Raw genomic sequence first — 25,591 nt, 5'->3', positions numbered from 1 at the left:
TTGATGTAATAACAAAGGATAAGTGATGCTACAAATTGCATTATTACTTTTCGGTGCCGAATTTATCAGAGGAAAAGCACATTACCTCTGGGGGATTGGGCTCCTTTGGTGTTTTATTGGTATATTTATTTTCATCGATGGTGTTGATGGTATTCTTTTTTTTCCAATACATTTGTTTGGTATTCTATTGTTACTTGAAAGTCTGATCACATTAAGTGTCGCTTCAAGCGGAATTGGAACACAAAAAACGATACTTTTCTTTAAAGGTGGTCTATTTTTGTTCTGTGCATTGGTTATCTTGATTAATCAAACATATAGCAATGTATTATTGTCAGCAATGTTCGGTTTTGTTTTTTTTATTACCGGATTATTTGTTGTTGCATCAGCTTGGATCGTACGTTTTCCTGGATGGCAATTAATCCTATTATGGGGCGTAATTGAAATGCTGTTTGCCTTTTTTCTGTTTACCCATCACCAAGCAACAATTTCTTTTTTTATCGGTTTTTTGATGATAGGAAGTGGATTTGGATGCCTGAAGTTAGCATTTCGAGCCCGTCATATCCAACGAGGAACATCCATATTTGAACTGATGCGTCCTTTACCTGTGTCGTTTAAGAAAAAAGGGGCAATGCGACCCATAACAGAGACCCCACAATCTTCCACTATAAGTAGAGAAACTGAACAAGATACTATTTTGACTGTTCATATCTGGACCCCCGAAGGCTCCGCAAACCAACGCCCTGTACCACGGCCAATTATTAATCGTTATATTGCGGCTGTTGATTCTGAAGGAGTAATCTCGACGGGGCATGCATCTCTAGAACTCTACCCGCACCTCTATATCAGCTTGTACCCTGAAGAAGATATTGATCGTTCTCCATCAGAGTTTTTCAGGCTACTAAAAGCAACCGCTGATAATAATGTTCCGGGGCGTTTCTTGCCTAATTATCAAACTGAAGCATCCGAATGGTGTGAATCTGACAGACAGATTGTTTTCAATGTTTATAACTATGCTTCTTTATTGAGTTTTTGGGAAAAATATCGCCAATATCCTATTTATAACCTAACATACCAAAACTGCTCCAGCAGTGTTGCATATGGTTTGGAGGCTGCATTAGATGGTGTTTTGTCTATGCAAAAGAGAAGTGATTTTATCGGGATTTTAAATGTACTTTGCATGCCAGAGTTATGGATTGCGGCTCAAATTCGTCGGCGTGCACTGATGATGGCATGGACCCCTGGATTAATTATGGATTATGCACGTGCTTTGCGGGCTATTGTACACCCAGTTCCAGTCCCTTGGTATAAACGCTTACTTAGGCGTTGAGTTTCATAGCCATTAGACATTTTTATCTCAAACATAGTTTAAAATTGTCATTTTGGAATGTTTGCTAAATAAGTTAAAGAGGTTTTTATGCTGAAAGTGTACGCAATCTTAATGGTGTCTATCATAGCTGAAACAACCGCGACAACCATGATGAAGGCGTCTGATGGGTTTACTAAGTTAGTACCCAGTATTATTGTCGTTATTGGTTATGCCATTTCTTTTTATGGATTATCCCAAGTTGTAAAAAGTATGAATATTGGTATCGCCTATGCGATATGGGCTGGAGCGGGAATATTTCTTGTTTCAGCATTATCATTTTTTGTTTATAAACAGAAACTTGATTTTCCAGCATTAATTGGTCTAGCATGCATTGCGCTGGGAATTGTTATTATCCAGCTGTTCTCTAAATCAATTACTCATTGAGTGTCGAAATTATTCAACAAGAATGGATTAAATAACGACATTAAGTTGCACACGTAACAAGATACATACCGACATTGAAACATTTTTTGTTACACCACGCTGGTGGTGTAACATCACTAGGAGAGGTATCCTCTCCTTTTAACTGATTCTATCAAGCAGTATAGCTTTCCGGTTCACTCCCCCTCGTCGCTTTTGCTTATCCGTATTACAAAGAAAAAATCATTATTACAGCCTCTGTGCCGAAATATATTTCATAAAGGTTATAGATTATACCAACTCATTAACCTCAGACCATCCATCGCAGAGATTATGATGAGCAACGATATTGCGTAAAATCAATCCATTGACCGCAGCTATCATGGCTACGTTTTGCGGCATCAATAAATGCCATCCCCTGTAAGCCAGTTTCAATACCTGGTAATAACGGTGATGCACCGCTTCCCTCGCGTAAACGAGTTGCCGCCTCACGATAAACCTGAGCAAAACCCTCTAAATATCCTTCGGGATGCCCGGCTGGAACCCTTGACATCGCACGGTTTTCCTCCCATTGAGACATTGATCCCCGTGTCACACAATACATTGGCGAATCAAACGGTTTTAACCATAACTGGTTAGGATTTTCTTGGGAAAATGAAAGACTCCCTTGGCTGCCATATATGCGTAGTCGCAGCCCGTTTTCTTCACCACAGGCCACTTGGCTCGCCCATAGACGCCCTTTTGCTCCGTTGTGATAACGCATTTGCACACGCACATCATCATCTAGCACTCTTTCAGGGATCATTGATGTGAGTTCCGCACAAATGGCCTCTGGCAACATCCCTGTGACAAATGAAGCTAACTGCCACGCATGAGTACCGATATCGCCGATACAGCCCGCTCCCGCTTTTTGTGGATCGGTACGCCAACTCGCTTGCTTGTTTTCAGTTTCCTCTAATCGTGTTGCTAGCCATTGCTGCAAATACTCCACTTCAATATAACGAATTTCGCCTAGTTCCCCTGCTAATATCCGGCTGCGCGCTTCGCGAATTAGCGGATAAGCACTGTAATTATGCGTGAGAATCAGTTGCCTACCCGTTTCTCTCACAACATCGGCAAGCTGCAAAGCTTCTGAGTATGATGTACACAATGGCTTATCACAGATCACGTCGATACCTGAGCGCAAAAATTCAACGGCAATAGGGGCATGCAAGTGATTAGGCGTGACAATCGCAACCACATCAATGCCATTACCACGTGCCGCCTCGCTTTGCGCCATTTGCTGATAGCTAGCGTAGCATCGTTCAGGCGCAAGGTGCAGCCGTTGCCCTGTACGTTGACAATTTTGCTCGTTCGAAGAAAATGCGCCTGCGACTAACTCAAACTCATCATCCATACGAGCCGCTAATCGATGCACTGCACCAATAAATGCACCTTCCCCACCTCCAACCATTCCCAGCTTTAGTCTCATCGCCTTATCCTTTATTTATCACTCACGATCCCAAGTAACGCTCTGATTTGTTGAAGATTAGTATCTACCGCTGCAAAATCATCAAAGGCATGATCAACCGCTGGAATAATATGATTGGCGATAAAATCAGCTCCCTCTTTCGCCCCGACATCTGGAGATTTAAGGCAACACTCCCATTCCATTGTGGCGATACCGGAAAAACCGTACTGGGTTAATTTGCTGAAAATAGAGACAAAATCAATCTGGCCATCCCCTAACGAACGAAAACGCCCTGCGCGCTCAACCCATGATTGATAGCCACCATAGACACCGCTACGGCCATTTGGTGAATATTCCGCATCTTTGACATGAAATGCGCGAATGCGTTGGTGATAGCAATCAATAAACGCGAGATAATCCATTTGCTGGAGCAATAAATGGCTTGGGTCGTAGAGAATATGGCAACGCTGGTGGTTATCGACAAGGCCGAGAAAACGCTCAAATGTCACGCCATCGTGTAAGTCTTCCCCTGGATGCAACTCGTAACACACATCAACGCCACACTCGTCAAACACATTCAGAATAGGCAACCAACGCAGCGCAAGTTCAGTAAATGCTTCATCAAACAGTTGTGCATTGTGAGGGGGCCAAGGGTAAAAATAAGGCCACGCCAGCGCGCCTGAGAAAGTCACGTGCGTAGTTAGCTTTAGGTGCTGCGAGGCTTTTGCCGCTTTGATGAGTTGCTCTACCGCCCACTGCTGGCGCTTTTGAGGATTACCTCTAACACTCGCTGGTGCAAAACCATCAAAAACCGTGTCATACGCTGGATGTACCGCAATTAATTGGCCTTGTATATGGGTCGATAACTCACTGATCTGAATACCATATTGCTGTAACATGGCAACCAGCTCATCGCAATAAGTTTGGCTTGTGGCGGCCAAATCTAAATCAAAGATATGTGGGTCGATCGTTGGCACTTGGATATGGGTAAAACCTAGGCTTGATGCCCATTCAGCGAGGCCTTCTAATGAGTTAAAAGGGGCTTTTTCGCCAATAAATTGTGCCAAAAAGATACCGGGGCCTTGGATTGTTTTCATGACTCACTCCCTAAAATCACGGTGCGCTGTGTACGCACAGCTTCATCCGCAGCAAGAACAATTCGCAAGCTATTGAGTGCGTCTTGTAAATGCTGTTCTAATGAAAATTGTTCCGTAATCGCTTGAACAAAATAACGTTGTTCACTTAGGCACAGCGCCAAATGGTCTGGCTCGTCTTGGCAGTCAACCCAACGGTCGGGATGCTTAAAGGCATTGTTTTTATCAAGCTCTGCATAGTGAATACGTAAAGAGTCAGTGCGCGTGTGCCCATCGACATTGTCACTATTTCCCTCTCCATGGCGAGCCATTATCGAAACCGCACCTCGAGGGCCTATGACATCTTTGATAAAATACGCCGTTTCGCTGATCATTGGCCCCCAAGCCGCCTCATACCAACCCACTGAGCCATCATCAAAACGAACCTGTAATTGACCATAGTTATACATGTTGTCTGGTAATTCATCGGTCAATCTTGCGCCAATAGCGCTGACACTCACTGGTTGAGCTTGTGTCATTTGGCACATCACATCTAAATAATGAACGCCGCAGTCAACTATCGGTGATAGTGATTGCATCAAGTTACGGTGTACATTCCACATCTGACCATGGCTTTGTTGATTCAAATTCATTCTCATCACTAATGGCTTACCCAGCTCATGAGCTAGATGAATGAATTGTTGCCACGATGGGTGATGACGCAAAATATAACCGACCACCACTTGTCGATGGGCTTGTTTAGCCGCAGCAATGACACGCTTAGCCCCTTCAACCGTAGTGGCTAATGGCTTTTCAATAAACACATGACAGCCTGCCTTGAGTGCTAGCAATGCATAAGCTTCATGAGTATCAGGGTATGTCGTTAAGCAAACCGCATCTGGTTGCGTTGCTTTTAATGCCTGTTCGTAATTATCAAACGTGGCATATTCACCACCTAAATGTTCATTGAGAATGTCTTTTGAATGACCACGAGCCACCAGCCCGCAGATATCAACCCCTTCCATTCGGTGGTAAGCCTCTGCATGAGAGGCTCCCATATTGCCGCAACCAACGACTAAGACGCGTAAATTAGCCATCTTATTTCCCCTCCACTGGCTTTTCTTTATAGTTGAACGCGAAGAAGAACAATGCGGCAATCAGTAACGCACCTATCGCTGGGTACCACCAGAAACTTTGCCATTGTGGCAGAGCCGCTGCGCCTTCCGTTGTAACAATGCTATTGAACAGCATGCCACTGATTTGTGAACCAATTAACATCCCCACGCCATAGGTAAACAAAACCAACAAGCTCTGCGCCTGCCCTTTTACTTTCTCGCCAGCAACTTTGTCTGTATAGATAAAACCAATAACAAAGAAGAAGTCATAGCACATACCATGTAAGAAAATGCCGATATAAATCATCCAGCGCAGTTCTTCAGCGATCCCTAAGGCAAACATGACATAACGTAAGCACCAAGACAGCATCCCAATGAGTAACATCACTTTAATGCCAAGACGCGCAAAGAAGAAGGGTATCAATAACATAAAGAACAGTTCTGACATCTGCCCTAAAGACATCACGCCACCAACGTTAGTAAACCCTGTCGCTGCAACAAATGGCGCCGCATAGGCATAGTAAGCCGCCAATGGGATGGAGATCAGCATTGCACAAATGATGAAAACTAAGAAATGACGTTGCTTAAGCATGGCAAACGCATCCGCACATAACAAGTCGCGCATTGCTACAGGCTTACCCCGTTCTGGTGCTGGCGTGTGTGGTAATGTAAAGCTGTAAATCGCTAGTACCAACGAAGCCGCTGCCGCCAAGGTAAAAATTTCTGTACTATCTGATAACCCTGTTGAACCGACAATCAACCCCGCGACAATCCAACCAAATGTACCGAATGCACGCACAACTGGGAACGCTTTCTCACTGTTCGGTAAACTATAAAAGGCAACGTTGTTACTAAGAGCAATAGTTGGCATATAGCAAAGCATATAACCAAAGATTATCCATAATAAACCGCTATGCCCCCCCGTAAAGTAACTTGGGATCATCCATAATAAAGCGGCACCGATGAGATGCAGCACGCCAAGCACTTTTTGTGATGCAAAGAAACGGTCAACCACCATCCCTAGTACAAAAGGAGATAAAATAGAGGCGATGGGTCCTGTCGAATAAGCATCACCAATAATTGCTGATAAGCCATATTTCCCCATGACAACCCCTAGCGTGACATACCATGCCCCCCACACAAAAAATTGAAGGAACATCATTAACGCCAATCGCGGTACTACCCATACATGGGCAGTATTTTTACCGCCTTGAGCAAGACTATTTGTACCCATAAGACCCCCAATAATTTCTATTTTTTATTAGCCACTTTCAGGTAAAAAGGACGGCATAACCACGCCGCTTGGTTTCTGCGCATAACCTTTGGCTTGCGCAAGATGCAGTTCACAAATTCGACCGCCCCATCGCAATAGCGCTTGGCATAGTGCGCTTCGCTCTGTGGGAACTAAAACTACTGGCGTCGCACCACGATGATGTTTGTCTAACATCCAACCGAGTAAATCCAGTGCTACCTCATCACGATAGCTGCAGCCGGGTCCTAGCATCCTCGATGCGGGGTGTGCGATAGAGGCAAGATAACCTTCGATGTGCTGGTTATGCTCCCAGACTGCAATTCGCCATAACCCGCTGGTATCATTCAAAAAATATTCAATATCCCGCTGACGACTAATACCCAATAAATCCGCTTCCAATTGTAAAATAGCCGGTAAGTCTTCGGTTCGAGCATCTCGCACAATTCCTTCGGTCAAACGAGGGAGATTTACGCCTTGCTCTGGTACTGAAATCGCCATATCTTGGTAAATTGCATAAGGTGTAAAACCGCCGCGGCGATAAAGAGAATAAGAGTCTAAATTCAGGGCACTTGAAATTAAGCGAATGGGGATATTTCCTGCTAATTCATCTGCTTTGGACAATAATTTCTTTGCAATACCCTGTCCAAATGCATTGGGATGGACATTCATAATCCCAAGACCCAAATGGGTTTCTCGTGGGTGAAAAAAACACGAGCCAAGAATATTAAGTTGTGAATCACGGGCTACCCAGTGGTAGTCAGGATCAAGTTGTTGGTATACATCAACAAATAAATGGCACTCTTCAGGCGCAGACTGAAATATTTCGCCTAAACCATGTTGCTGATACCAGACATTCGTTGAGTGATAAATCAAATGCGCGACTTCACTCCGATCAGTGTATTTCGCAAGTTGTAGTTGTATATCCATTCATTACCTCTCATGTTTTATTGTTTATAAAATGAGGCTTTTCACTAAATGGCAGCTAAACTCCAAAATGAAATCGATTTCATTTTTACTGAAATCGATTTCATTTATAAAATATAGCCAAATTGTTTCTTTCAGCAACTAGCTGAATGGTTCAATAATGACCTAAAAGATAAATTTGCAATCTGCATCACAAGTTGCTTGTATCAATCGTACTTTTCATCACGATGTTGCATACTGTGCATGGCAATAGACAAAAGGAAAAGTGAACAATGTCGATAGAAAAAGTGGCGAAAATCGCAGGAGTCTCTGCCGCAACGGTTTCACGGGTATTGAATGATCAACATATTGTCAAACCGGCAACTCGCGATAAAGTTCTCGCCGCCATCGCTCAGTGTAATTATCAGCCTAATTTATTAGCGCGCCAACTACGCACCTCACGTAGTCGCATGCTATTAGTGTTGGTATCTAATATAACTAACCCCTTTTGTTCACTGGTTGTACGAGGTATTGAAGAAGAAGCGGAACGCCACGGCTATCATATTTTGTTATGTAATTCTGAATCCAATCCAACGCGTGAATCCGCTTATCTGAGTTTACTCAGAGGTAAGGTTGTTGATGGCGTCATCACTATGGATGCAGTGAGTTGTTTGCCGGGACTTACTGATATGATTGGGGATTTTCCGTGGGTGCAGTGTGGTGAGGGGGATCCTGAATTTCGTGCGTCTTCGGTTACTATTGATAATTTACAAGCCGCTAGCGCTGGCGTTTATCATTTAGCAGCGAAAAATCGCCAACGCATTGCATTAATTAACAGTGATATGCGTTACCTCTATTCGCAGCAACGGGAACAAGGGTATCGAAAGGCCCTCGCTGAACTTGGCTTTGAGTATTGTAAAATCGAATATGTAGAAGAATTAGATTACACCGCGGGGGCGAAGGCCATGGAAAAGTTACTGCAAAATGCGCCCAAACCCGATGCCGTATTCGCGATTTCTGATGTCATTGCAGGCGGTGCAATGAGTGTTTTGCATCAGCAAGGTTGGCATATTCCGAATGATATTGCCGTGTTAGGGTTTGATGGTGTGCCCTTCGGTCAAGTAACCACGCCGCCATTAAGTACTATTGTACAGCCGATGCATCAATTTGGCATCCGTAGCGTTCAACTGCTACTCAATAAAATTAAGCACCCGAAACTCGATGACAGCCATGAAATCCTCGAATGGCAATTAATTGAGCGTGGCTCAACTTAACTCACCTTTTTATTTCCATTCTGGAGCTGTGATATTGAAATAATACGGATAAGATAAATACTACTATTTTCTTTTCGTATTTATATTTTTTTATGGCCATAGCGATATGACCTGACTTATCAATATTAGTTAGGTCTCCTTGAATAGCGATTTGGCTAGCCATATTTATACCATAAATTATGACTTGATTTTATTCATCGCCATCAGCAATAAAAAATATCCGCCACCTAAAATAGCGACAAATATTCCAGCTGCTATCTGTGTTGGATAAATAATAATTTGTCCTATCCAATCTGCCCAAACCATTAATATACTGCCGATCAATCCACTAATAATAAGTTGTTGTTTCGCCTTTTTAGCACCAACTAAAAAAGCCATATGGGGTGCAACTAAACCAAGAAATGCAATAGGGCCAACAGTAGAAGTGACAAAAGCACATAATAATGCAACTAAGATTAACAGCAATATAGTCGCTAATTGTGAATTTAGTCCTCTTCCCTGTGCAAATGTTCGACTAATTGATAATAAAACTAGCCAACGATTTAACGTGATCGCTAATATAGCTAACACAACAATACTGATTGAAAAAATAATGGCCTGCAGCCCTTCCACGCGATAAGTTGACCCTGAAAGCCATAATAATATCCGATAGCTACTCAATGTACCTTGAGCTAAAAAGAACTGAACAAAAGCTTCTAACGTTGCCGTTAGGCAGATCCCTGTCAAAATTAAGCTTGCTGGTGCGTATTGATGTCGTTTACCTAGGTACAACAATATTCCTAATACAATCAGGCTCCCGATTAAAGCAATACCCCAAAATGAGGTTTGAATAGCAGTGCCTAATAGTAAGCTAAATAGAACAAGTGCCGCTGTAGCTCCTGAAGAAACCCCTAAAATATCTGGGCTGGCCAACGGGTTATAAATAATTCTTTGTAGTAAAACCCCTGCAATACTCAATGCTAAGCCAGAAAATATAGCCGCTAATAAGCGAGGCCATTTAATATCCCATTGAAAACTTGACGGCAGTTGCCAATAATATTGTTCACCATTAATTTGTAAGCAAAGTGAAAACACAAGTCCACTTGCTAACAATAAAATAAGAACACATACCGTAGTTTTGGAAAGTATTATTTTTGTTGGTAATAGCCCTATCGATAATTGATCTTGCGCTGTCATTGCTCGGCGGCTAAACCAGATCAATAAAGGAGCGCCAATAGCAGCAGTCATTACCCCCGTAGGAACCACAATATTAAGGTAGTTTGTTAGTGCGATAGCCCCGCTGTCTGCAAGAAGCAATAAAATAGCGCCTACAACTGCACTGTTTAATAACTCTTGCCTTGCACTCATATTACCCATTCGCCGTACTATATTTGGGGCTAATAAACCAATAAAGCTAATAACCCCTACAGTTGAAATAGTCGCCGCCACTAACCAAGATGCTAAAACAATAAAAAGTAAGAAAGTAGGTAAAACGGATAAGCCACGAGCTTTAGCCCCCTCATGGCCTAATTTCAATAATGTCAAAATACGCGGTGCAAAACAGATGATAATAATGACAGGGAACAATAAAGGTAATAAACCAACCACTTTTTGCCAACCATCTTGCGCTAAATTTCCTGCTCCCCACATAAAAATGTTTTGTGCAAATTGCGAATTTAATGTAATTAATGCGGTCGCTATAGCTCCAAACAAAATATTTATGACCATTCCCGAAACAACCAACGGAATACCTGTCATATTACGAATACCTGCAATTAATATTACCAATCCAAATGCAAGTAATGCTCCCACCATCGCAGCTAGCGTTTGATATAACCCAATCTCATTACTAAACCAAATATTGACTACCACTAATGCTAACCAAGCACCGGATGATGAACCTAATGTCAGTGGTGAAGTAAGATTATTTTGTGTTAATTGCTGCATCAAACTGCCCAATAAACCAAAAGTCGCACCCACTAATAATGCCATAGCAAGGCGTGGTAATTGGCCATATAAATAAAAATAATCAGCAAATGTATCGGCTGAAGCAGGATGAATAATTAAAAATAATTGTTGACTGAGTATAACCCCAGGTTCGAGCTGAAGATTAATCAGCGCAAACACTATTAATACAAAAAATAGTATTGAGTACTGTTTAGTTGTCATTATGAGGAGCAACCTGTAATAAGCTTTCTGTTAATGCTTCCGCCATTAATTGCAAGGAGAATACACCACCATAATTCCAAACGGGACGAACACTATTTACCCGCCCTTGCTTAACAAAGGGCATCGACTGCCATAAAATAGAATCATTTAGTTTTTTTTCTTCTACAAATGGTTTGATATATAACACGTACCCGTCATTAATAAACTGTAATGAATTTATTCGTCTCTGCTCTATTCCCCAAGCTCGTGCGGGAACTAAAATAGCGGGCTTTAATGCAAGCTGTTCAAGAACATAATTTAGCGTTGAGTTCTCAGTATAAAGAAAAATAGTGCTTAAACTTGAAAATCGGATAACAGCAACATTTGGTTTTGTGGAAAAAGCTCGTTCAAGCTGTGATCTTAATTCAGCAAAACGTTTATCCATTTTCACTAAATATTCATCGGCAAAAGAGGTCTTGTTAAATAAGTGAGCTAACGTTTTAAAATGAGCAATGGCTACAAGCCCTGAATCATCTTGACGTGCAAAATTTGATAAATAAACGACTGGCGCTATTTTTTCCAATAAAGGCAGTAAATCTTCTTGCGCGCTACTTGCAATAATAACATCAGGTTTCAATGCGGCAATTTGCTCTAAATTAGGCTCAGCCCGGGTTCCTACCTCTTTGACCGAAGAAGGAACAACAGGGTCAACAACCCATTGCTGGTAACTCTCTAATTCCGTGGCGCCAATAGGGGTAACTTCAAGGGTTAATAGCTGCTCCAGTAAATCCCAATCTAAAACCACAACACGCTGAGGCGGCGAATTGAACTCGACAATACCACGACTGTCCGTAACAGAATAAGCCCGTGTATAAAATGAGCATAATAATGTACTTGTTAATAAAATAAAGCCAAGCAAATTGATTTTTAAGCGCATACGATAGCAACCCTATGATGTTCTGACTCTGGAAAATTAGGGTGTGGTATTAACTTAATCGGGGTATCGTAGAGTGACGATAGCCTTGCTTCATCATGAAGAAGAACACTTTTTCCCTCAAATTCTATTTTCCCTTTTTTTAATGCCACTATGTGTGTTGCATAGCGTAAAGAAAGGTTGAGGTCATGAAGGATCACAATCACACCAATCCCATGAACTTTATTAAGCTCACTCAATAAATTCATTAACTGGTATTGATGGTGAATATCTAATGCAGAAGTCGGTTCATCCAGTATTAAAACCGGTGATTGTTGGGCAAGTAACATGGCAACCCATGCGCGCTGGCGCTCTCCACCAGACAAATTGTCCGCTAAGCTCGAAGAAAACCCCTCAACTCCCGCTTTTTCCATTGCTTGCTGGATAATAATTTCATCGTCAGCTTGCCAACGACCAAGTGCACCTCGCCACGGAAAACGACCTAACCGCACGAGTTCTTTCACAGACAGCCCCGCTGAGGCTGGCAGTTTTTGTGGTAAATACGCGATTTTCTGCGCTAATTCTTTCGTTTTATATCGAGAAAGACTCGTACCATTTAAATCGATTTGTCCGCTATCCGGTGCCATCTGCCCAGAAAGAAGGTTAACCAGTGTAGATTTTCCAGAGCCATTATGACCAAGAACCACTGTGAGTTCTGTTGTCGGTATATTTAACGAATCTATAGATAAAATAGAACGATGATCGCGAACGATATTAATATTTGCTAATCGAAACATAGAAAGGACTCAAGGCATGCCAAGGCTATTAGCATGCCTTTTTTAAAATTACCAAGTGTACTTTGTTTGTAACACAAATGAACGCGATTGGCCGTAGTAGCACCAGTAATCACAAGATGAAACATACTCTTTATTGAGAATGTTATTCATATTAAACTGGAACTGCCAATTGTTCGATAATTGATATATCGCGGCCATATCCCAGAGCGTCGCACTAGGAACAGAAAGGTTACTGCTCGCTGGGTTGTCTTTTGATTGACCATAATAGCGAATACCAGTTCCGAGTTTTAACGACTGGTTACTCATGATTGGAATTTCGTAGTCAGCCCAGGCAGTCGCCATATGTTTGGGGATAATGCCAGCCTGCTTGCGTCCTTTTCCTCCCGTATTATCTGTTTGCGCATTGGTATAAGTGTATGTCGCTTTGATATCCCAATTATCAGTAACACTTGCGAAGAGCTCTGTTTCTATACCTTGTGAAGTCACCTTACCCGTTTGAGTTGCAATAAAAGTCTTGGGATTGGTCACTAACGCATTTTTTTGTTCGATATCGAACCAAGCAATATTCCAATAACCATCCATAAAATAAGGCGTATATTTGATACCTGCTTCAAATTGCTCACCTTTAAGTGGTTTATACAGTTTTTGGGTCGTTGGGTCGATTGTCGATTGAACTTCAAAAGATTGAGAGTAATTTAAATAAGGTGAAATGCCATTGTCAGCGATATACATTAAACCCGCATTTAAACTCATCTGCCCATCGTTTCTAGACTCATCTTCTGCTTTTTTATGTGCTTTATTTTCAGTTTTTACCCAATCATAACGTGCACCAACGACCCCAATCCATTTGCTATCAAGCTTTGTTTGGTATTGTGAATAAATACTAGTTTGTGTTTTATCAATAGTGCGATGAATGTTGTTTGATGGGTCAAGTGGGGTATAGTGCCCATAAACTGGTTTCCATGGGTTAATTTTACCAAAAGCATAATTATCCTGTTCATCACCTTTAGTTTGATGATATTGGAATTCAATACCCGCAAGTAAGGTATTTTCAAACCGCTCACTATCCCATTCACCGACGATATTGTTATCTAAGCTAAAACTTTGGTTTTTACCATCGCGAAAAACAACACCTCGCTCCAATTCCTGCACGGCAGGATCTGCATTAAAGAAGGCATAAACACTTCTGAGTGTTAGGTCGTTGTAACCATAATTCACACGCTGTGCAAAACGCCACTCATCATTAAATTGATGTTCTAATAAATAACCCACTGAGAACTGAGTTCGCTTATATTTATCGTAATCAGGCTCACCTAAATTGGTTGATGGTTTAATTTTGCCATAATTAGAGTGAATTAATGTTCCCGCTGCTGGGAAAAAAGGATTCGTGGGCGTACCATCATCGTGCAGATACGTTCCCATTAACGTAAGTACAGTCTGATCAGACAAGTCAAATGCCGCACTTGGCGCCAGATAAATACGTTTATTATCTGTGTCTTTGAGCTCCCCATCTGATTTTTTCATCGTTCCAACTAAACGGTAGCGGGCACCTGCATCGGCTGACGCCGTAGAAAGATCAAAACCTAGCGCTTGGTGATCGTTATTACCCGCTTCTAAAAATATTTCATTTTTAGCATTAATAGATGGTTTTTTCGTTACTAAATTAACAGCGCCTCCAGGAGTGGATTCGCCAAAGAGAACGGCTGATGCCCCCTTCACGACTTCAATACTTTCCAACCCATAAGGCTCAAGCAACCAAGTATAGTAGCCATCTCGATATAACCGGCTATTATCTATATAGGTTGCGGCATCAAAACCGCGAACTTTGAACCAATCAGTATCATTATCAGCCCCGTAAGGCTGTGCAACAACCCCCGAAGTATAACGAAGTGCTTCATCAATTTTTTGCGGAGCATGTATAGTCAAATCTTGTTCCGTAATAATCGAAACAGATTTTGGCGTTTCTTGCAGCGCAGTATTCACTTTGAGTGCTTGTGCACTGACAACGAAAGAGTCTTGTTTGTCGCTATTTTGTTCATTTGCCATGGATTGGTTTTGAACAGCCAGCGCTAACAAGGTGAAAATGGCAACCTGATGTAAACGAAATAAACCTAAATTTTTCACAAAATAGTTCCAATGATAATAATAATAAGTCTCAGTATTATTCCTAAAAATAAGTCAAATTAAAATCAATTTGGCATATTTACTTATAACAAATAGTTATTAAAAAAATCAATTTAGACACAATTAACCATACATAAAGAAGGGAGATTATTAAGCGAGAATAACGAAAATGATTTCGATACTAATGTTAGGTCATTATTTAAGTTAATAAATGCAAAAAATAAGGCGGGAGTGTTCCTTCCCGCCTAGTGCTATCATTTACTTATCAGGTGGTTAGAAATATTGCACTACCAGAACAACGCATATAACACACACAAGATAACCATAATTGCGTAGGATGCGATATTGAAACCTGTCGACGTTTTAAAGGTCTCGGACGTTAAAATAATCGCCCCCTCACAGTCATCTTCTTTTGCCGTTGTCAGGCTAATTAAACCAATCACGACTGCAGTAAAGAAGAAGGTGTACATCATTTGGTCAAGGAATGGCATACCTAACGGCATCAGTTTTAAGAATAGCGCAAACGGAATTGAGAGCAGCACACCGATAATCGCACCTTTTGCATTGGTTTTCTTCCAAAATAAGCCTAGTAAGAATACCGCTAAAATACCAGGGCTAACTAACCCCGTATACTCTTGAATATATTGGAAAGCTTGTCCAATGTTACCTAATAATGGTGCGATAAAACATGCCACAATTAACGCAACAACTGCACTAATCCGGCCGACATTCACTAGCTTATGATCCGCGGTTGATGGAGCAATGTATTCTTTGTAGATATCCATGGTGAAAATAGTTGCCACTGAGTTCAACATGGAAGCTAAAGAAGAAACGATAGCTGCAGCTAATGCCGCAAATACGACCCCTTTAGCGCCGACAGGTAAGAATTGAGTTAACCATGGGTAGGCTTTGTCCGCTTGGGCCAGTGTTGGCATATGCTCTTGTGCCATTGTTCCTAATCCCGCCAGTAATGCAGGGTCAGAAACAATCACAAATGCAGCAATACCCGGTACAACAACAAGGATTGGGACAATCAGTTTGAGAAATGCCGCAAAAACCAAGCCTTTTTGCGCTTCATTAATTGATTTGGCCGCTAATGCACGTTGAATAATATATTGGTTGAAGCCCCAGTAATATAAATTGGCAACCCATAGTCCGCCAATTAATACGGCAATACCGGGTAAATTGCTAAATTGCGGGTTGTCTTGGCTTAAAATCATTTCAAAATGTGCAGGCGCTTCACTTGCCATACGGCTCATACCCGCGAATAAACCCGCATCACCACCAATATAGCTCACCGCCATTATTGTGGTTAAAAAACCGCCTAAAATTAAAAAGAAAACTTGTACGACATCCGTCCACGCAACCGCAGATAGCCCGCCATAAAGAGAGTAAATCACTGCAAATAATGCTAAACCAAAAATAGCATAATGCATTGGAATACCTAGGATTGTCTGTAATGCTAACGACCCTAAATAGAGAACTGAAGTTAAATTAACAAAGATAAATAATGCTAACCAGAATACGGCTAAGATCGTTTTTAACGTTTTATTAAAGCGTTTTTCAACAAATTCTGGAATGGTAAAAATACCTTTATCAATAAATACGGGCATAAAGTATTTTGCGACAATAATCAGAGTTAGTGCTGCCATCCATTCATAGGATGCGATAGCCAAACCAATTGAAAAGCCAGAGCCGGACATACCAATAAACTGCTCTGCAGAGATATTTGCCGCAATCAGTGAAGAACCTATCGCCCACCAAGGTAATGTTTTTCCTGCCAGAAAATAGTCTTTTGTACCTTTTTTTTGTCCTTTTTTATCTCGAGAAACCCAAAGACCCACACTAATAATGATAAGCACATACAGAATGAATATTCCGTAATCTAATGTGCTTAACCCAACCCCTTCAGTTTGCATAATCAAATTCCTTCGCCAAATGATCACGAAGCCAGTGTAAACGTTACCACAAAATATCACCGTTAAATGAATCACATATTTTCACAATATCCTCAACAACGTTAACTTAGTGAGTTAAATAACAGATTTTAATGCAAGTTTTTAGAAAAGAACGAAGACGAATTACTCGAAAGTAATCTATTTTTTGATGATTCCGTGAAGCTCATCAAATATTAATGAGAACGTTTACACGAAATGCGGTAATTTTATGCCTATAAAATCACTAGGCGTGCAAAGGCCTAACTGAATTACGTTGAACCAGTGTCGGTGAGTAAATCAAACTTTCAACTGTCGTTTTTTCCCCTCTTGCTAAGGAAAGTGCTAACTGAGTGGCTTTTTCTGCCATCATTTGAATGGGATAACGAATCGTTGTTAAGCGTGGATGGATATAGCGGGCAATCAATACATCATCAAAACCAATAACCGAAACTTGTTCTGGCGAGTGAATTTCATTTTCATCTAATACCGCGATGGCACCCGCAGCCATAAAATCGTTGTAGCCCACGACCGCAGTGATCTCAAGTGATTTTATCAGCAAGTTAGTCATCGCTTGCTCGCCACCTTCCCCATAAGGAGCACCATATTCAACATAGCTATCAGGCAGTTGAATACCATTATTTTTCAATGCGTCTCGATAGCCCTGCAAACGTTGTATCGCATCCTCAATTTGGTGATTTGAAGAGATGTACGCAATTTTAGTGTGTCCATGACGAATGAGGTGTTCCGTCGCTAAGTAGGCACCTTTGTAGTTATTTAATGAAATACAGCGGGTTGCAATCTCATCAATATGGCGGTTGATCAGTACCATACTCGGGACTTCGTTCGCATATTGGAGTAGTTCTGCATCATCAAGGGCTTTAGAGTGAATGACCAAAGCATCACAGCGGTTGTTAATCAACAGCTCAATAGATTGGCGCTCTTCCTTTGCATTATGATAACCGTTACAAATCAAGATATGTTTACCATTTTTATGAGCTACCGCATCAACAGCTTTAACCATAACACCGAAAAATGGGTCTGACACATCGTTAACGAGCACCCCAATTGTATTTGAGCTTTGGTTCACTAACGCGCGAGCCGCCGCATTTGGGCGGTACCCTAGCTTATTCATTGCCTTTTTTACTGATGCAATAGAAGCTTGGCTTGCCTTAGGTGATTGATTAATCACCCGTGAAACAGTTGCAACAGAAACACCCGCTTCTTTTGCCACATCTTTGATTGTCGCCATCGTGCACCTCTACAATTAGGATGGCTTATTAAACAATGAGCTAGAATTAAAAACAATGGCATAGCGCATATTAAAATTATTTAGCTAAGACTCATCTATGCATAATATAGAAAAATAAAACACCGCATTTCAGCGGTGTTAATCAACAGTAGGCCTAAAAAATAAATTGATAACACGTTTCACTACAATATATTTGATTAGGCTGTGAAATCGGGCTGTATCGCTCCCCCCATTCAGGGTGGTTAACTGCATCAGGTGGAAATTGCGTTTCAAATGCAACACCAGAAAAAGGCGTATACGATTTTGTTTTACCCGCAACTGAAATCAAATAATTCCCTGTATAAAGCTGCATGGTGGGCATCGTTGTAGAAATATTCATTTTTACGTCCCTCTCAGGAGCACACAGCGATGCCACCGTTTGCCGTCCATCAATACGAGCTGTATCGAGAATAAATGTGTGGTCATATCCCCCGGCAGAAACTTGGTCGTTATCTTGGAGAAAATCGCGGCCAATGAGCTTGCTTTGGCGAAAATCAAAATTACCACCAGTCACATTACGCCACTCCCCACTGGGGATCCCTGCTTTATCTGTCGGTAAATAACAATCACTGTAAATCGTAAGAGCGTGATCTAGAGCTGTTTTATCACTACCTTCACCTGCCAAATTAAAATAAGCATGATTGGTTAGGTTCACAGGGCAGCTCTTTGTAGTTTGGTGTTTATAGCGGATAATCACTTGGTTTTCATCCGTTAATTCATAACTCACCTCAACGTTCAATTCCCCAGGAAAACCTTGGTCACCATCTGGCGAAATAAGTGAAAAAATAACCTGTTGAGCACTAGGCTGTGAAACTGCCCAAACTCGATAGCTAAAATTATCTTTCCCACCATGTAAGCAATTCACCCCTTGGTTGGCTGATACTAAATAATTTTCACCATGAATAGAAAAGCGTGCATTCGCGATACGGTTAGCCACGCGCCCCACTGTCGCCCCCAAATACACGTCTTGTTCCTCCTGTTTATCCATATTTGGCGAACCTAGGACAACGTCTCGTTTCCCACTCGCTAGTGGTAAAATACAACTTAGCCAACTTGCCCCTAAACTTGTCAGGGTAATTTCCATATCATTTTTGTTGGTTAACACGACGACTTTGGGTGAACCTAATGTCTGATTTTTTTCTTGAGTAAACATCATGTTATTTCAACTTCTCAATGTGTTGATTTGCTTTTAACGCACCACACTCGCACCTGAGCTAGGTTGGCATACATAAATATCGGCTTGTAAACCTGTCGCTTTCTGGTATTGCGCTTCTACCGCGTCAATCACTGGTTGAACACATTGCTGCTGCATCACTGCAACCACACAGCCACCAAAGCCCCCTCCAGTCATACGTACCCCGCCTTGAACACCTAAAACGGACTTAACGATATCCACTAAAGTATCAATTTCTTTAACTGTGATTTCAAAATCATCACGCATGGAAATATGTGACTGCGCCATTAATTCGCTTAGTTGCAATAAATCATTTTGCGTTAATGCTTTTGCTGCCGCCAAAGTACGCTCGTTCTCACTGATCACATGTTTAGCTCGCTTGGCAACAATAGGAGATAATTGGTGTTGCTGCTGCAAAAAATCATCAAATGTGACATCACGCAACGCTTTCACTCCAAACAAATTGGCGGCTTCTTCACATTGTTGGCGGCGTGTATTGTATTCACTCCCAACTAAGCCTCGTTGCTTATTTGAATTGATTATCATCACAACCAAATCATCAGGTATGGAAATAGGAAATAGCGCCAAGCTACGGCAATCAATAAGTAAAGCATGGCCTGCATCACCACAAGCTGAAATCAGTTGGTCCATAATACCGCAGTTACAACCAACAAATTGGTTTTCAGCTTGTTGGCCATTCAGCGCGATATCTTGTTGACTAATATCTAATTGATACAAGGCTTTAAGTGTTTGTCCAATCACAACTTCTAGTGAAGCTGAAGAGCTTAAGCCCGCTCCTTGCGGAACGTTTCCACTGACTGCAATATCGCAACCATTAAACGAAAACCCTCTTTGTAAGAGAAACTTCACTACGCCGCGTATATAGTTCGCCCACATTTTTTCAGGCAAAAATGTAATATCGCCATCCAAACTGAATTCATCACACTCATTATGGTAATCAGCCGCAACGACTCGAATGATGCGATCATCACGTTTTGCTGCTGCAGTCATCGTTTGGTAGTCAATCGCACAAGGCAAAACAAAACCATCATTGTAGTCTGTATGTTCACCGATAAGATTCACTCGCCCTGGCGCTTGAATATATATTTCAGGTTGATAACCAAAGGTTTTTTCAAACGATGTGGCAACAGTTTGCTTTAACGTTTCCATTTTTTATTATCCTTAATACGTCATTTGCTTAACCCAGCACACAGCCAAGTTAATTACAATTTGATAAATTATTTAGCGGTTTAATTTTGTTTATAATGGCAGTCACTCACCTCACGTAAACGTTGCGCGGCTTGTTCTGGCGTGATGTCTCTCTGGGTTTCCGCTAACATTTCATACCCCACCATGAACTTTTTCACTGTCGCTGAACGCAGTAATGGTGGATAAAATAAAGCATGTAATTGCCAATGTTCGATACTTTGGCTTTCATTCATAAAAGGCGCAAAGTGCCATCCCATTGAATAAGGGAAAGAGCAATGAAATAGGTTATCGTAGCGACTTGTGAGTTTTTTTAGCGCTATAGCAAGGTCTGCGCGAATGACTTCATTCATTTCATCCATGCGGCGAATATGTTGTTTTGGTAGTAACAGCGTCTCAAATGGCCAAGCCGCCCAATAAGGGACAAGTGCAATCCACTCTTGAGTTTCAACAACAATCCGTGAGCCATCTTGTTGTTCTGCTTTAATATAATCAATTAATAAATTACGGTCATGACGTTGATAATATTGCGCGAGAAAGTGGTCCTTACGTGCAATTTCATTGGGTAAAAAATCACTAGCCCAAATTTGTCCATGAGGATGAGGTTGAGAGCACCCCATTATTTCCCCTTTATTTTCAAAAACTTGAACCCAAGTATAGTGTTCACTTAATTCGGCGATTTGTTGCTGCCATGTTTCGATAACGCCTTCAAGTTCAGGCACAGACAGCTCTGGCAGTGTTTTACTGTGATCAGGAGAGAAACAGATCACTCGGCTAACACCACTCACCGATTGTGATTGAAACAACTCAGATTGATTATCAGGTTGGGCACAGGGTTGTGCTAATAATGCACCATGGTCATTTTGGAATACATAAGTCCCTTGGTAGTTAGGATTGACCTCCCCTGAAACCCTTGTATTACCCGGGCAAAGAAAGCAGTGTGCATCATACTGAGGTAAATCTTCTATTGATGACTTTTCATCTTTACCGCTCCACGGGCGTTTTGCTCGATGGGGAGACACTAACACCCATTGGCCCGTTAATGGGTTATAGCGACGATGGGGGCAATCCGAAGGGTTAAATGGCATTGTATTCATCTTATCTGTCTCCTCAATTTCATCACCATTGGGGATATTTGATTGCTATCCGCAGCCATCCACAGCCCTATCATCAATCGTTGATCCTGTTGCATTTATCTTCTCCCTCAATACTGCTTAAGCATAACTTCACCTTCAAACCTGTCGTTACCACGAATTATAGCAACGAGTTTCAATAGGATTCTGTGATCCATCTCGATTAGTGTAAACGTTTACACAAAAATATAAAGCTGTCCATTTTGAGTAAAATAATAATATTTGGCTGCAAGTTAAGTAAAAAGCCGCCCCTTAGATGGACGGCGATGCAAGTAATCGAGTTTATTAACACAAATTCAGAGGTAGGTTTGCAAGCAATCAAGCCGACTATTGTAGACTTGGTTTAGTATAACGCTATAGAAGAATCAACCTTCCACGCTGACCTCTTTCTTCGTCATTACCATTACAATAATTAGCAGTAAAATTAAGAAAATGGATAGGCCTAATAGTAAGGAATAGAAACCATTCCATTGGTATTTTTCAATAACGATTGATAATGAATATCCTGCGATTGATGCCCCAATATAAGCGAATAGACTGACAAACCCTGTTAAAGCCCCAGCGGCATTTTTATGTGAAATAAAAATCAGCATAACTAATAAAAATGAACGACTCAGTGTTATATCAGCTGTTTAGATGAAATAACATGAACCCCTTTAGAGGGAGCCACAGCGGCCTCAAATAATGCTTTCGCAATATTTGTTGCGGGGCTAACTTGGCAACTAGCTGGCAGTATAGGTGATAGAAAAGAAATAATACGGATCACAACGACTTCACCCAAGCGCGCTGTTTGGCGGTCACCACTAATCACATTCGGCCGAACCAAAGTTAAAGAATCAAAACCCAGTGACATTAAATCTTGTTCGAGCTGCCCTTTTACTCGGCTATAAAAAAAAGGTGACTTCGCATTTGACCCCAAAGCAGAAGTCAACACAAATGTCGGGCAGTGCCATTTTTTGGCCAGCTCTGCACAAGTTAAAGGATAAGTGTAGTCTACTTGACGAAATGCCGCTTTCGACCCTGCTGCTTTGAGAGTTGAACCCAGTGCACAAATCACCGCATCGACTTCCCATAATGCAGCCTCATCAGGCAGATGATTAAAATCTACAATAGGTGCTTGTAATTTCTCATGTTCTGCTAATGCATGTCGTGTTGGTGCTATCACCTGAGTCACACGAGAGTCTGCAAGAGCCAAGGATAAAACATGACTTCCCACAAGCCCTGTCGCGCCTAACAGTAATATTTTCATTTTATTCACCCATGCAATGAATGGAGAAATTCAATTATAGCCTTGTCAGTGGGCTTCCACTAGATTCATGCTGTTTTTTCGTACTAACTTAGTTGTTTGTGGCTCTTTTGTTGTTTGATTGTGAAAATTGCTTGATATTAGCAATCATTCTAAAGATAATCATTATCAATATCATTTCGATTATCAACAAACTTAGTATGGTAAATAATATGACAGCCCCAGTTGCAGAAAATACCGTCGAAACGGCAAAACAAACCGTTAAAACTGACGTGATAGAAAGCCAACAATTATTGGGCCCTGCCGGTAAGGTCTCAATTCAACATAATGGCGAACTTTATCAATTGAGACAAACGCGTACAGGTAAGTTGATCTTAACTAAGTAAAACCGAACCCAAAGTAAGTCGCACCAAAACTTAATTCGCAAGCCACCTAGGTCAATTATCCAGGCAGCCAGCTTAATCTAAACATAGGAAAAGGTTTCTTATGGAGTTTAAACTGACGTCTGTATTCCACATTTGTACCGCTAAATATCGAATTAGCAAGGATAGTCACTCGATACTTTACTATCGCACAGCGGTCGCTTTCATGTGCAAAATCCCAAATAGCCCTGCTGAACACAAACCAGTAGTCTGCTATTACCTCAGCTTTATACTTTCATTATGTGTTCACTCCTCTTGCTATGTTCAGACACTGCTTACATGCAATTTTTCCTGTGTCATACCGAATTCAGGTCCTCCAGACCAATGCATCGTCATCAATTAATGCGAATTCACTCTGCTTAATACAGATAAAAACTATATGGAGTATCACAATTATGTCCCCTGTTTTGCGAATGTCAGTCCTGACCAGTGCCATTTTAGGCGTGATAGCAAGTGCTCAAGCACAAACAACAGAGCCAACACCAAAAAAAAATCATCATGATGTGATGACCGTCTATGCCACAGGTAGCGAACGTGACAGCTTCGAAACTCCGATGATGGTTACCGTGATTAAAAACGATTCACCTGAAACAAAAACGGCCAGCACGGTCAATGATATTTTACGCAAAGTCCCTGGAATTGGCGTCACCGGTACCAGCCGAGCGAATGGGCAAGATATTTATATGCGCGGGTTTGATCGACGCGGCATTTTGACTTTAGTTGATGGTATTCGCCAAGGCACAGATACAGGCCATGTTAATGGCACGTTTATCGACCCGGCTCTGATTAAGCAAGTTGAAATCATCCGTGGCCCTTCAGCCTTGCTTTATGGCAGTGGTGCTATGGGCGGTGTGATTGCTTGGGAAACGGTTGATGCCAAAGATTTGTTGCGTGAAGGCCAAGACCACGGTTTCCGTGTCTTTACCGAAGCCGCTACAGGCGATCATAGCTTCGGTTTCGGTGGTACCGCATTTGGCCGTAGTGATGACCTTGATGGGCTATTCAGTTTTGTGACTAAAGAAACCGGTAATGTCCGCATGAGTAATGGCGATGACATGAAAAACAAAGAAACCATCGGTAACCTGCTCGCGAAAGGTACTTGGCAAATTGATGATGCACAAAAGCTTTCTGGCCAAGTGTGTTATTATAATAACGATGCCAATGAGCCGAAAAATCCGCAAGAAATTAATGCGGGGAGTGACAATCTAAAAGTTAACCGCACCACCCGCCAACGTGATGCGCAGATGACTTATCAAATCAAACCGGGCTCACAGGAATGGTTAAATTTTAAAGTCACGCCTTATTACTCCGATGTTAATATCACAGCAAAAGGCCAAGGAACCCCCTATGAAGGCCGTACACAAAAAACTTATGGCATAAAAGCAGATAACCGCTCTAACTTTTATAACTTGCCATTAGCGTCACATAACCTGACTTACGGCAGTGAAGCTTATAAGCAAAAACAAACCCCTTATGCAAATACCACCCAATTCCCCGATGCGGACATCACCTTTGCATCTGGATTTTTACAAGATGAAATTAGCCTAAAAGATTTGCCTGTTTCCTTTATTGTCGGTACGCGCTATGACCACTATAAAGCCACATCCGATGGCAATGAAGATGTGAAAAAAGGCAAATGGTCATCTAAAGGGGCCGTTAGCATCACACCAACAGAGTGGTCGATGCTATTTGCGTCATATTCAGAAGCCTTCCGAGCCCCTTCTATGATGGAAATGTATAACGACGAGGTCCACTTCCAAATGGGGCCAATCGTTAATCGATGGAAACCAAACCCTAATCTGAAACCTGAATCAACCCGTACGGCAGAATATGGTTTTGGTCTGCGTTTCGATGACTTATTGATGGAAAGGGATAACCTGCAATTTAAAGCCAGCTATTTTGATACCAAAGCGAAAGATTACATCAACACATATGTGAATGTTGATAGATATGTTCTGCAAAATAACTACACCACATCAATCAATACTAAACGTGCAAAAATTTGGGGATGGGATGCCTCGATGGATTATAAAACCGACTATTTCAATTGGAGTTTGGCTTATAACCATACTGAAGGAAAAGATGAATCTAATGGAAAATCAATAACATCAATTAAACCTGATTCTGTCACCAGTAATTTGGCTGTGCCTATCGCAGACAGCGGTTTTTCAGTGGGCTGGTTAGGCGAGTTTACGCGCCATACCGACTTCAATAAAGCCTCTAAAGCTGAACAACAAGCCGGCTATGCCATACATGACTTCTATGTGAGTTACCAAGGTGAAGGACAACTCAAAGGGTTAGAAACCAGTGTCGTGTTAGGCAATGCTTTTGATAAAGAATACTACTCATCACAAGGCATTCCTCAAGATGGACGTAATGCCAAGCTGCTTGTCAGCTTCCAATGGTAATTCACACAATATTAAGGAGATAA

At 41.6% G+C, this 25,591-nt stretch carries 22 protein-coding genes; 5 read left to right on the top strand and 17 right to left on the bottom strand.

Going from position 1 to position 25,591, the window contains the following annotated elements:
* Positions 1 to 25: 25 nt before the first annotated feature.
* Entirely contained in the window at positions 26 to 1,327 is a 1,302-nt protein-coding gene (locus PR767_RS16880; RefSeq protein WP_004912893.1) for an HdeD family acid-resistance protein, read from the top strand.
* 90 nt (positions 1,328 to 1,417) lie between these two features.
* Entirely contained in the window at positions 1,418 to 1,750 is a 333-nt protein-coding gene (locus PR767_RS16875) for a DMT family transporter (protein ID WP_371021498.1), read from the top strand.
* 307 nt (positions 1,751 to 2,057) lie between these two features.
* Here PR767_RS16875 and PR767_RS16870 read toward each other — a convergent pair whose 3' ends face one another.
* The 5 genes from PR767_RS16870 to PR767_RS16850 are packed head-to-tail and all read right to left on the bottom strand — an operon-like array spanning position 2,058 to position 7,543.
* Positions 2,058 to 3,197 (bottom strand): Gfo/Idh/MocA family protein, encoded by a 1,140-nt coding sequence (locus PR767_RS16870; protein WP_117162492.1) that lies wholly within the window; start codon positions 3,195 to 3,197, stop codon positions 2,058 to 2,060.
* 11 nt (positions 3,198 to 3,208) lie between these two features.
* On the bottom strand, positions 3,209 to 4,273 hold the full coding sequence (locus PR767_RS16865) for a sugar phosphate isomerase/epimerase family protein (RefSeq protein WP_211889394.1): 1,065 nt from the start codon (positions 4,271 to 4,273) through the stop codon (positions 3,209 to 3,211).
* On the bottom strand, positions 4,270 to 5,346 hold the full coding sequence (locus PR767_RS16860; RefSeq protein ID WP_272520651.1) for a Gfo/Idh/MocA family protein: 1,077 nt from the start codon (positions 5,344 to 5,346) through the stop codon (positions 4,270 to 4,272). Before PR767_RS16860 ends, PR767_RS16865 begins: the two co-directional genes overlap by 4 nt.
* 1 nt (position 5,347) lies before the next feature.
* Positions 5,348 to 6,598, bottom strand: coding sequence for an MFS transporter (locus PR767_RS16855; protein WP_004912906.1), 1,251 nt, complete (start codon positions 6,596 to 6,598; stop codon positions 5,348 to 5,350).
* A 27-nt stretch (positions 6,599 to 6,625) separates the two neighbouring features.
* Positions 6,626 to 7,543: a GNAT family N-acetyltransferase gene (locus tag PR767_RS16850; protein WP_272520650.1), complete on the bottom strand. Its 918-nt coding sequence runs from the start codon at positions 7,541 to 7,543 to the stop codon at positions 6,626 to 6,628.
* A gap of 269 nt (positions 7,544 to 7,812) precedes the next feature.
* Here PR767_RS16850 and PR767_RS16845 point away from each other — a divergent pair, with 269 nt between their 5' ends.
* Positions 7,813 to 8,793 carry a LacI family DNA-binding transcriptional regulator gene (locus tag PR767_RS16845; RefSeq protein WP_004912912.1) on the top strand — a complete coding sequence of 327 codons (981 nt, stop codon included), beginning with the start codon at positions 7,813 to 7,815 and terminating at the stop codon, positions 8,791 to 8,793.
* Position 8,794: 1 nt separating this feature from the next.
* On the opposite strand, the gene PR767_RS16840 is transcribed toward PR767_RS16845, so the two are convergent.
* The 12 genes from PR767_RS16840 to PR767_RS16785 form a co-directional block, all read right to left on the bottom strand.
* Positions 8,795 to 8,956 carry a hypothetical protein gene (locus PR767_RS16840; protein ID WP_162598875.1) on the bottom strand — a complete coding sequence of 54 codons (162 nt, stop codon included), beginning with the start codon at positions 8,954 to 8,956 and terminating at the stop codon, positions 8,795 to 8,797.
* Between the two features lie 14 nt (positions 8,957 to 8,970).
* Entirely contained in the window at positions 8,971 to 10,941 is a 1,971-nt protein-coding gene (gene fhuB / locus PR767_RS16835) for a Fe(3+)-hydroxamate ABC transporter permease FhuB (protein WP_272520649.1), read from the bottom strand.
* Entirely contained in the window at positions 10,931 to 11,857 is a 927-nt protein-coding gene (locus PR767_RS16830; RefSeq protein ID WP_272520648.1) for an ABC transporter substrate-binding protein, read from the bottom strand. The genes fhuB and PR767_RS16830 overlap by 11 nt, the downstream gene beginning before the upstream one ends.
* Positions 11,848 to 12,630, bottom strand: a complete 783-nt coding sequence (locus PR767_RS16825) for an ABC transporter ATP-binding protein (RefSeq protein WP_004912924.1) — start codon at positions 12,628 to 12,630, stop codon at positions 11,848 to 11,850. The genes PR767_RS16830 and PR767_RS16825 overlap by 10 nt, the downstream gene beginning before the upstream one ends.
* 48 nt (positions 12,631 to 12,678) lie before the next feature.
* Positions 12,679 to 14,754: a TonB-dependent siderophore receptor gene (locus tag PR767_RS16820; protein ID WP_272520647.1), complete on the bottom strand. Its 2,076-nt coding sequence runs from the start codon at positions 14,752 to 14,754 to the stop codon at positions 12,679 to 12,681.
* Between the two features lie 287 nt (positions 14,755 to 15,041).
* Complete coding sequence (locus PR767_RS16815; RefSeq protein WP_036958441.1) at positions 15,042 to 16,673, bottom strand: sodium/sugar symporter; 1,632 nt, start codon at positions 16,671 to 16,673, stop codon at positions 15,042 to 15,044.
* Positions 16,674 to 16,935: 262 nt separating this feature from the next.
* Positions 16,936 to 17,940, bottom strand: a complete 1,005-nt coding sequence (locus PR767_RS16810) for a substrate-binding domain-containing protein (protein WP_004912929.1) — start codon at positions 17,938 to 17,940, stop codon at positions 16,936 to 16,938.
* A 154-nt stretch (positions 17,941 to 18,094) separates the two neighbouring features.
* On the bottom strand, positions 18,095 to 19,135 hold the full coding sequence (gene galM, locus PR767_RS16805; RefSeq protein ID WP_272520646.1) for a galactose-1-epimerase: 1,041 nt from the start codon (positions 19,133 to 19,135) through the stop codon (positions 18,095 to 18,097).
* A 33-nt stretch (positions 19,136 to 19,168) separates the two neighbouring features.
* Positions 19,169 to 20,323 (bottom strand): galactokinase, encoded by a 1,155-nt coding sequence (gene galK, locus PR767_RS16800; RefSeq protein ID WP_272520645.1) that lies wholly within the window; start codon positions 20,321 to 20,323, stop codon positions 19,169 to 19,171.
* Between the two features lie 80 nt (positions 20,324 to 20,403).
* The gene (locus tag PR767_RS16795; protein ID WP_004912933.1) at positions 20,404 to 21,456 is read right to left on the bottom strand and encodes a UDP-glucose--hexose-1-phosphate uridylyltransferase; all 1,053 of its coding nucleotides are present in this window, start codon (positions 21,454 to 21,456) and stop codon (positions 20,404 to 20,406) included.
* A 401-nt stretch (positions 21,457 to 21,857) separates the two neighbouring features.
* The gene (locus PR767_RS16790; protein ID WP_004912936.1) at positions 21,858 to 22,085 is read right to left on the bottom strand and encodes a hypothetical protein; all 228 of its coding nucleotides are present in this window, start codon (positions 22,083 to 22,085) and stop codon (positions 21,858 to 21,860) included.
* A 26-nt stretch (positions 22,086 to 22,111) separates the two neighbouring features.
* Positions 22,112 to 22,741: an NAD(P)H-binding protein gene (locus PR767_RS16785; RefSeq protein WP_004912939.1), complete on the bottom strand. Its 630-nt coding sequence runs from the start codon at positions 22,739 to 22,741 to the stop codon at positions 22,112 to 22,114.
* Between the two features lie 209 nt (positions 22,742 to 22,950).
* On the opposite strand from PR767_RS16785, the gene hemP reads away from it, so the two are divergent.
* Entirely contained in the window at positions 22,951 to 23,124 is a 174-nt protein-coding gene (gene hemP, locus PR767_RS16780; RefSeq protein WP_004912942.1) for a hemin uptake protein HemP, read from the top strand.
* Between the two features lie 431 nt (positions 23,125 to 23,555).
* Entirely contained in the window at positions 23,556 to 25,568 is a 2,013-nt protein-coding gene (locus PR767_RS16775) for a TonB-dependent hemoglobin/transferrin/lactoferrin family receptor (protein WP_272520644.1), read from the top strand.
* The last annotated feature ends 23 nt before the right edge of the window (positions 25,569 to 25,591 follow it).

Source organism: Providencia sp. PROV223 (assembly GCF_028479245.1).
In the GTDB taxonomy this organism is placed as follows: domain Bacteria; phylum Pseudomonadota; class Gammaproteobacteria; order Enterobacterales; family Enterobacteriaceae; genus Providencia; species Providencia rettgeri.
The sequence above is the reverse complement of the archived record's forward strand: the minus strand, read 5'-3'. Positions and strand labels throughout refer to the sequence as shown.

Coding starts and splice junctions, on each gene's coding strand:
- PR767_RS16870 (WP_117162492.1), bottom strand. CDS start 3,197: ATGAGACTAAAGCTGGGAATGGTTGGAGGTGGGGAAGGTGCATTTATT.
- PR767_RS16810 (WP_004912929.1), bottom strand. CDS start 17,940: ATGGCGACAATCAAAGATGTGGCAAAAGAAGCGGGTGTTTCTGTTGCA.
- galK (WP_272520645.1), bottom strand. CDS start 20,323: ATGGAAACGTTAAAGCAAACTGTTGCCACATCGTTTGAAAAAACCTTT.
- PR767_RS16775 (WP_272520644.1), top strand. CDS start 23,556: ATGTCCCCTGTTTTGCGAATGTCAGTCCTGACCAGTGCCATTTTAGGC.
- PR767_RS16865 (WP_211889394.1), bottom strand. CDS start 4,273: ATGAAAACAATCCAAGGCCCCGGTATCTTTTTGGCACAATTTATTGGC.
- PR767_RS16830 (WP_272520648.1), bottom strand. CDS start 11,857: ATGCGCTTAAAAATCAATTTGCTTGGCTTTATTTTATTAACAAGTACA.
- PR767_RS16855 (WP_004912906.1), bottom strand. CDS start 6,598: ATGGGTACAAATAGTCTTGCTCAAGGCGGTAAAAATACTGCCCATGTA.
- PR767_RS16790 (WP_004912936.1), bottom strand. CDS start 22,085: ATGCTGATTTTTATTTCACATAAAAATGCCGCTGGGGCTTTAACAGGG.
- PR767_RS16815 (WP_036958441.1), bottom strand. CDS start 16,673: ATGCAAACTGAAGGGGTTGGGTTAAGCACATTAGATTACGGAATATTC.
- PR767_RS16880 (WP_004912893.1), top strand. CDS start 26: ATGCTACAAATTGCATTATTACTTTTCGGTGCCGAATTTATCAGAGGA.
- PR767_RS16785 (WP_004912939.1), bottom strand. CDS start 22,741: ATGAAAATATTACTGTTAGGCGCGACAGGGCTTGTGGGAAGTCATGTT.
- fhuB (WP_272520649.1), bottom strand. CDS start 10,941: ATGACAACTAAACAGTACTCAATACTATTTTTTGTATTAATAGTGTTT.
- hemP (WP_004912942.1), top strand. CDS start 22,951: ATGACAGCCCCAGTTGCAGAAAATACCGTCGAAACGGCAAAACAAACC.
- PR767_RS16845 (WP_004912912.1), top strand. CDS start 7,813: ATGTCGATAGAAAAAGTGGCGAAAATCGCAGGAGTCTCTGCCGCAACG.
- PR767_RS16860 (WP_272520651.1), bottom strand. CDS start 5,346: ATGGCTAATTTACGCGTCTTAGTCGTTGGTTGCGGCAATATGGGAGCC.
- galM (WP_272520646.1), bottom strand. CDS start 19,135: ATGATGTTTACTCAAGAAAAAAATCAGACATTAGGTTCACCCAAAGTC.
- PR767_RS16825 (WP_004912924.1), bottom strand. CDS start 12,630: ATGTTTCGATTAGCAAATATTAATATCGTTCGCGATCATCGTTCTATT.
- PR767_RS16850 (WP_272520650.1), bottom strand. CDS start 7,543: ATGGATATACAACTACAACTTGCGAAATACACTGATCGGAGTGAAGTC.
- PR767_RS16795 (WP_004912933.1), bottom strand. CDS start 21,456: ATGAATACAATGCCATTTAACCCTTCGGATTGCCCCCATCGTCGCTAT.
- PR767_RS16840 (WP_162598875.1), bottom strand. CDS start 8,956: ATGGCTAGCCAAATCGCTATTCAAGGAGACCTAACTAATATTGATAAG.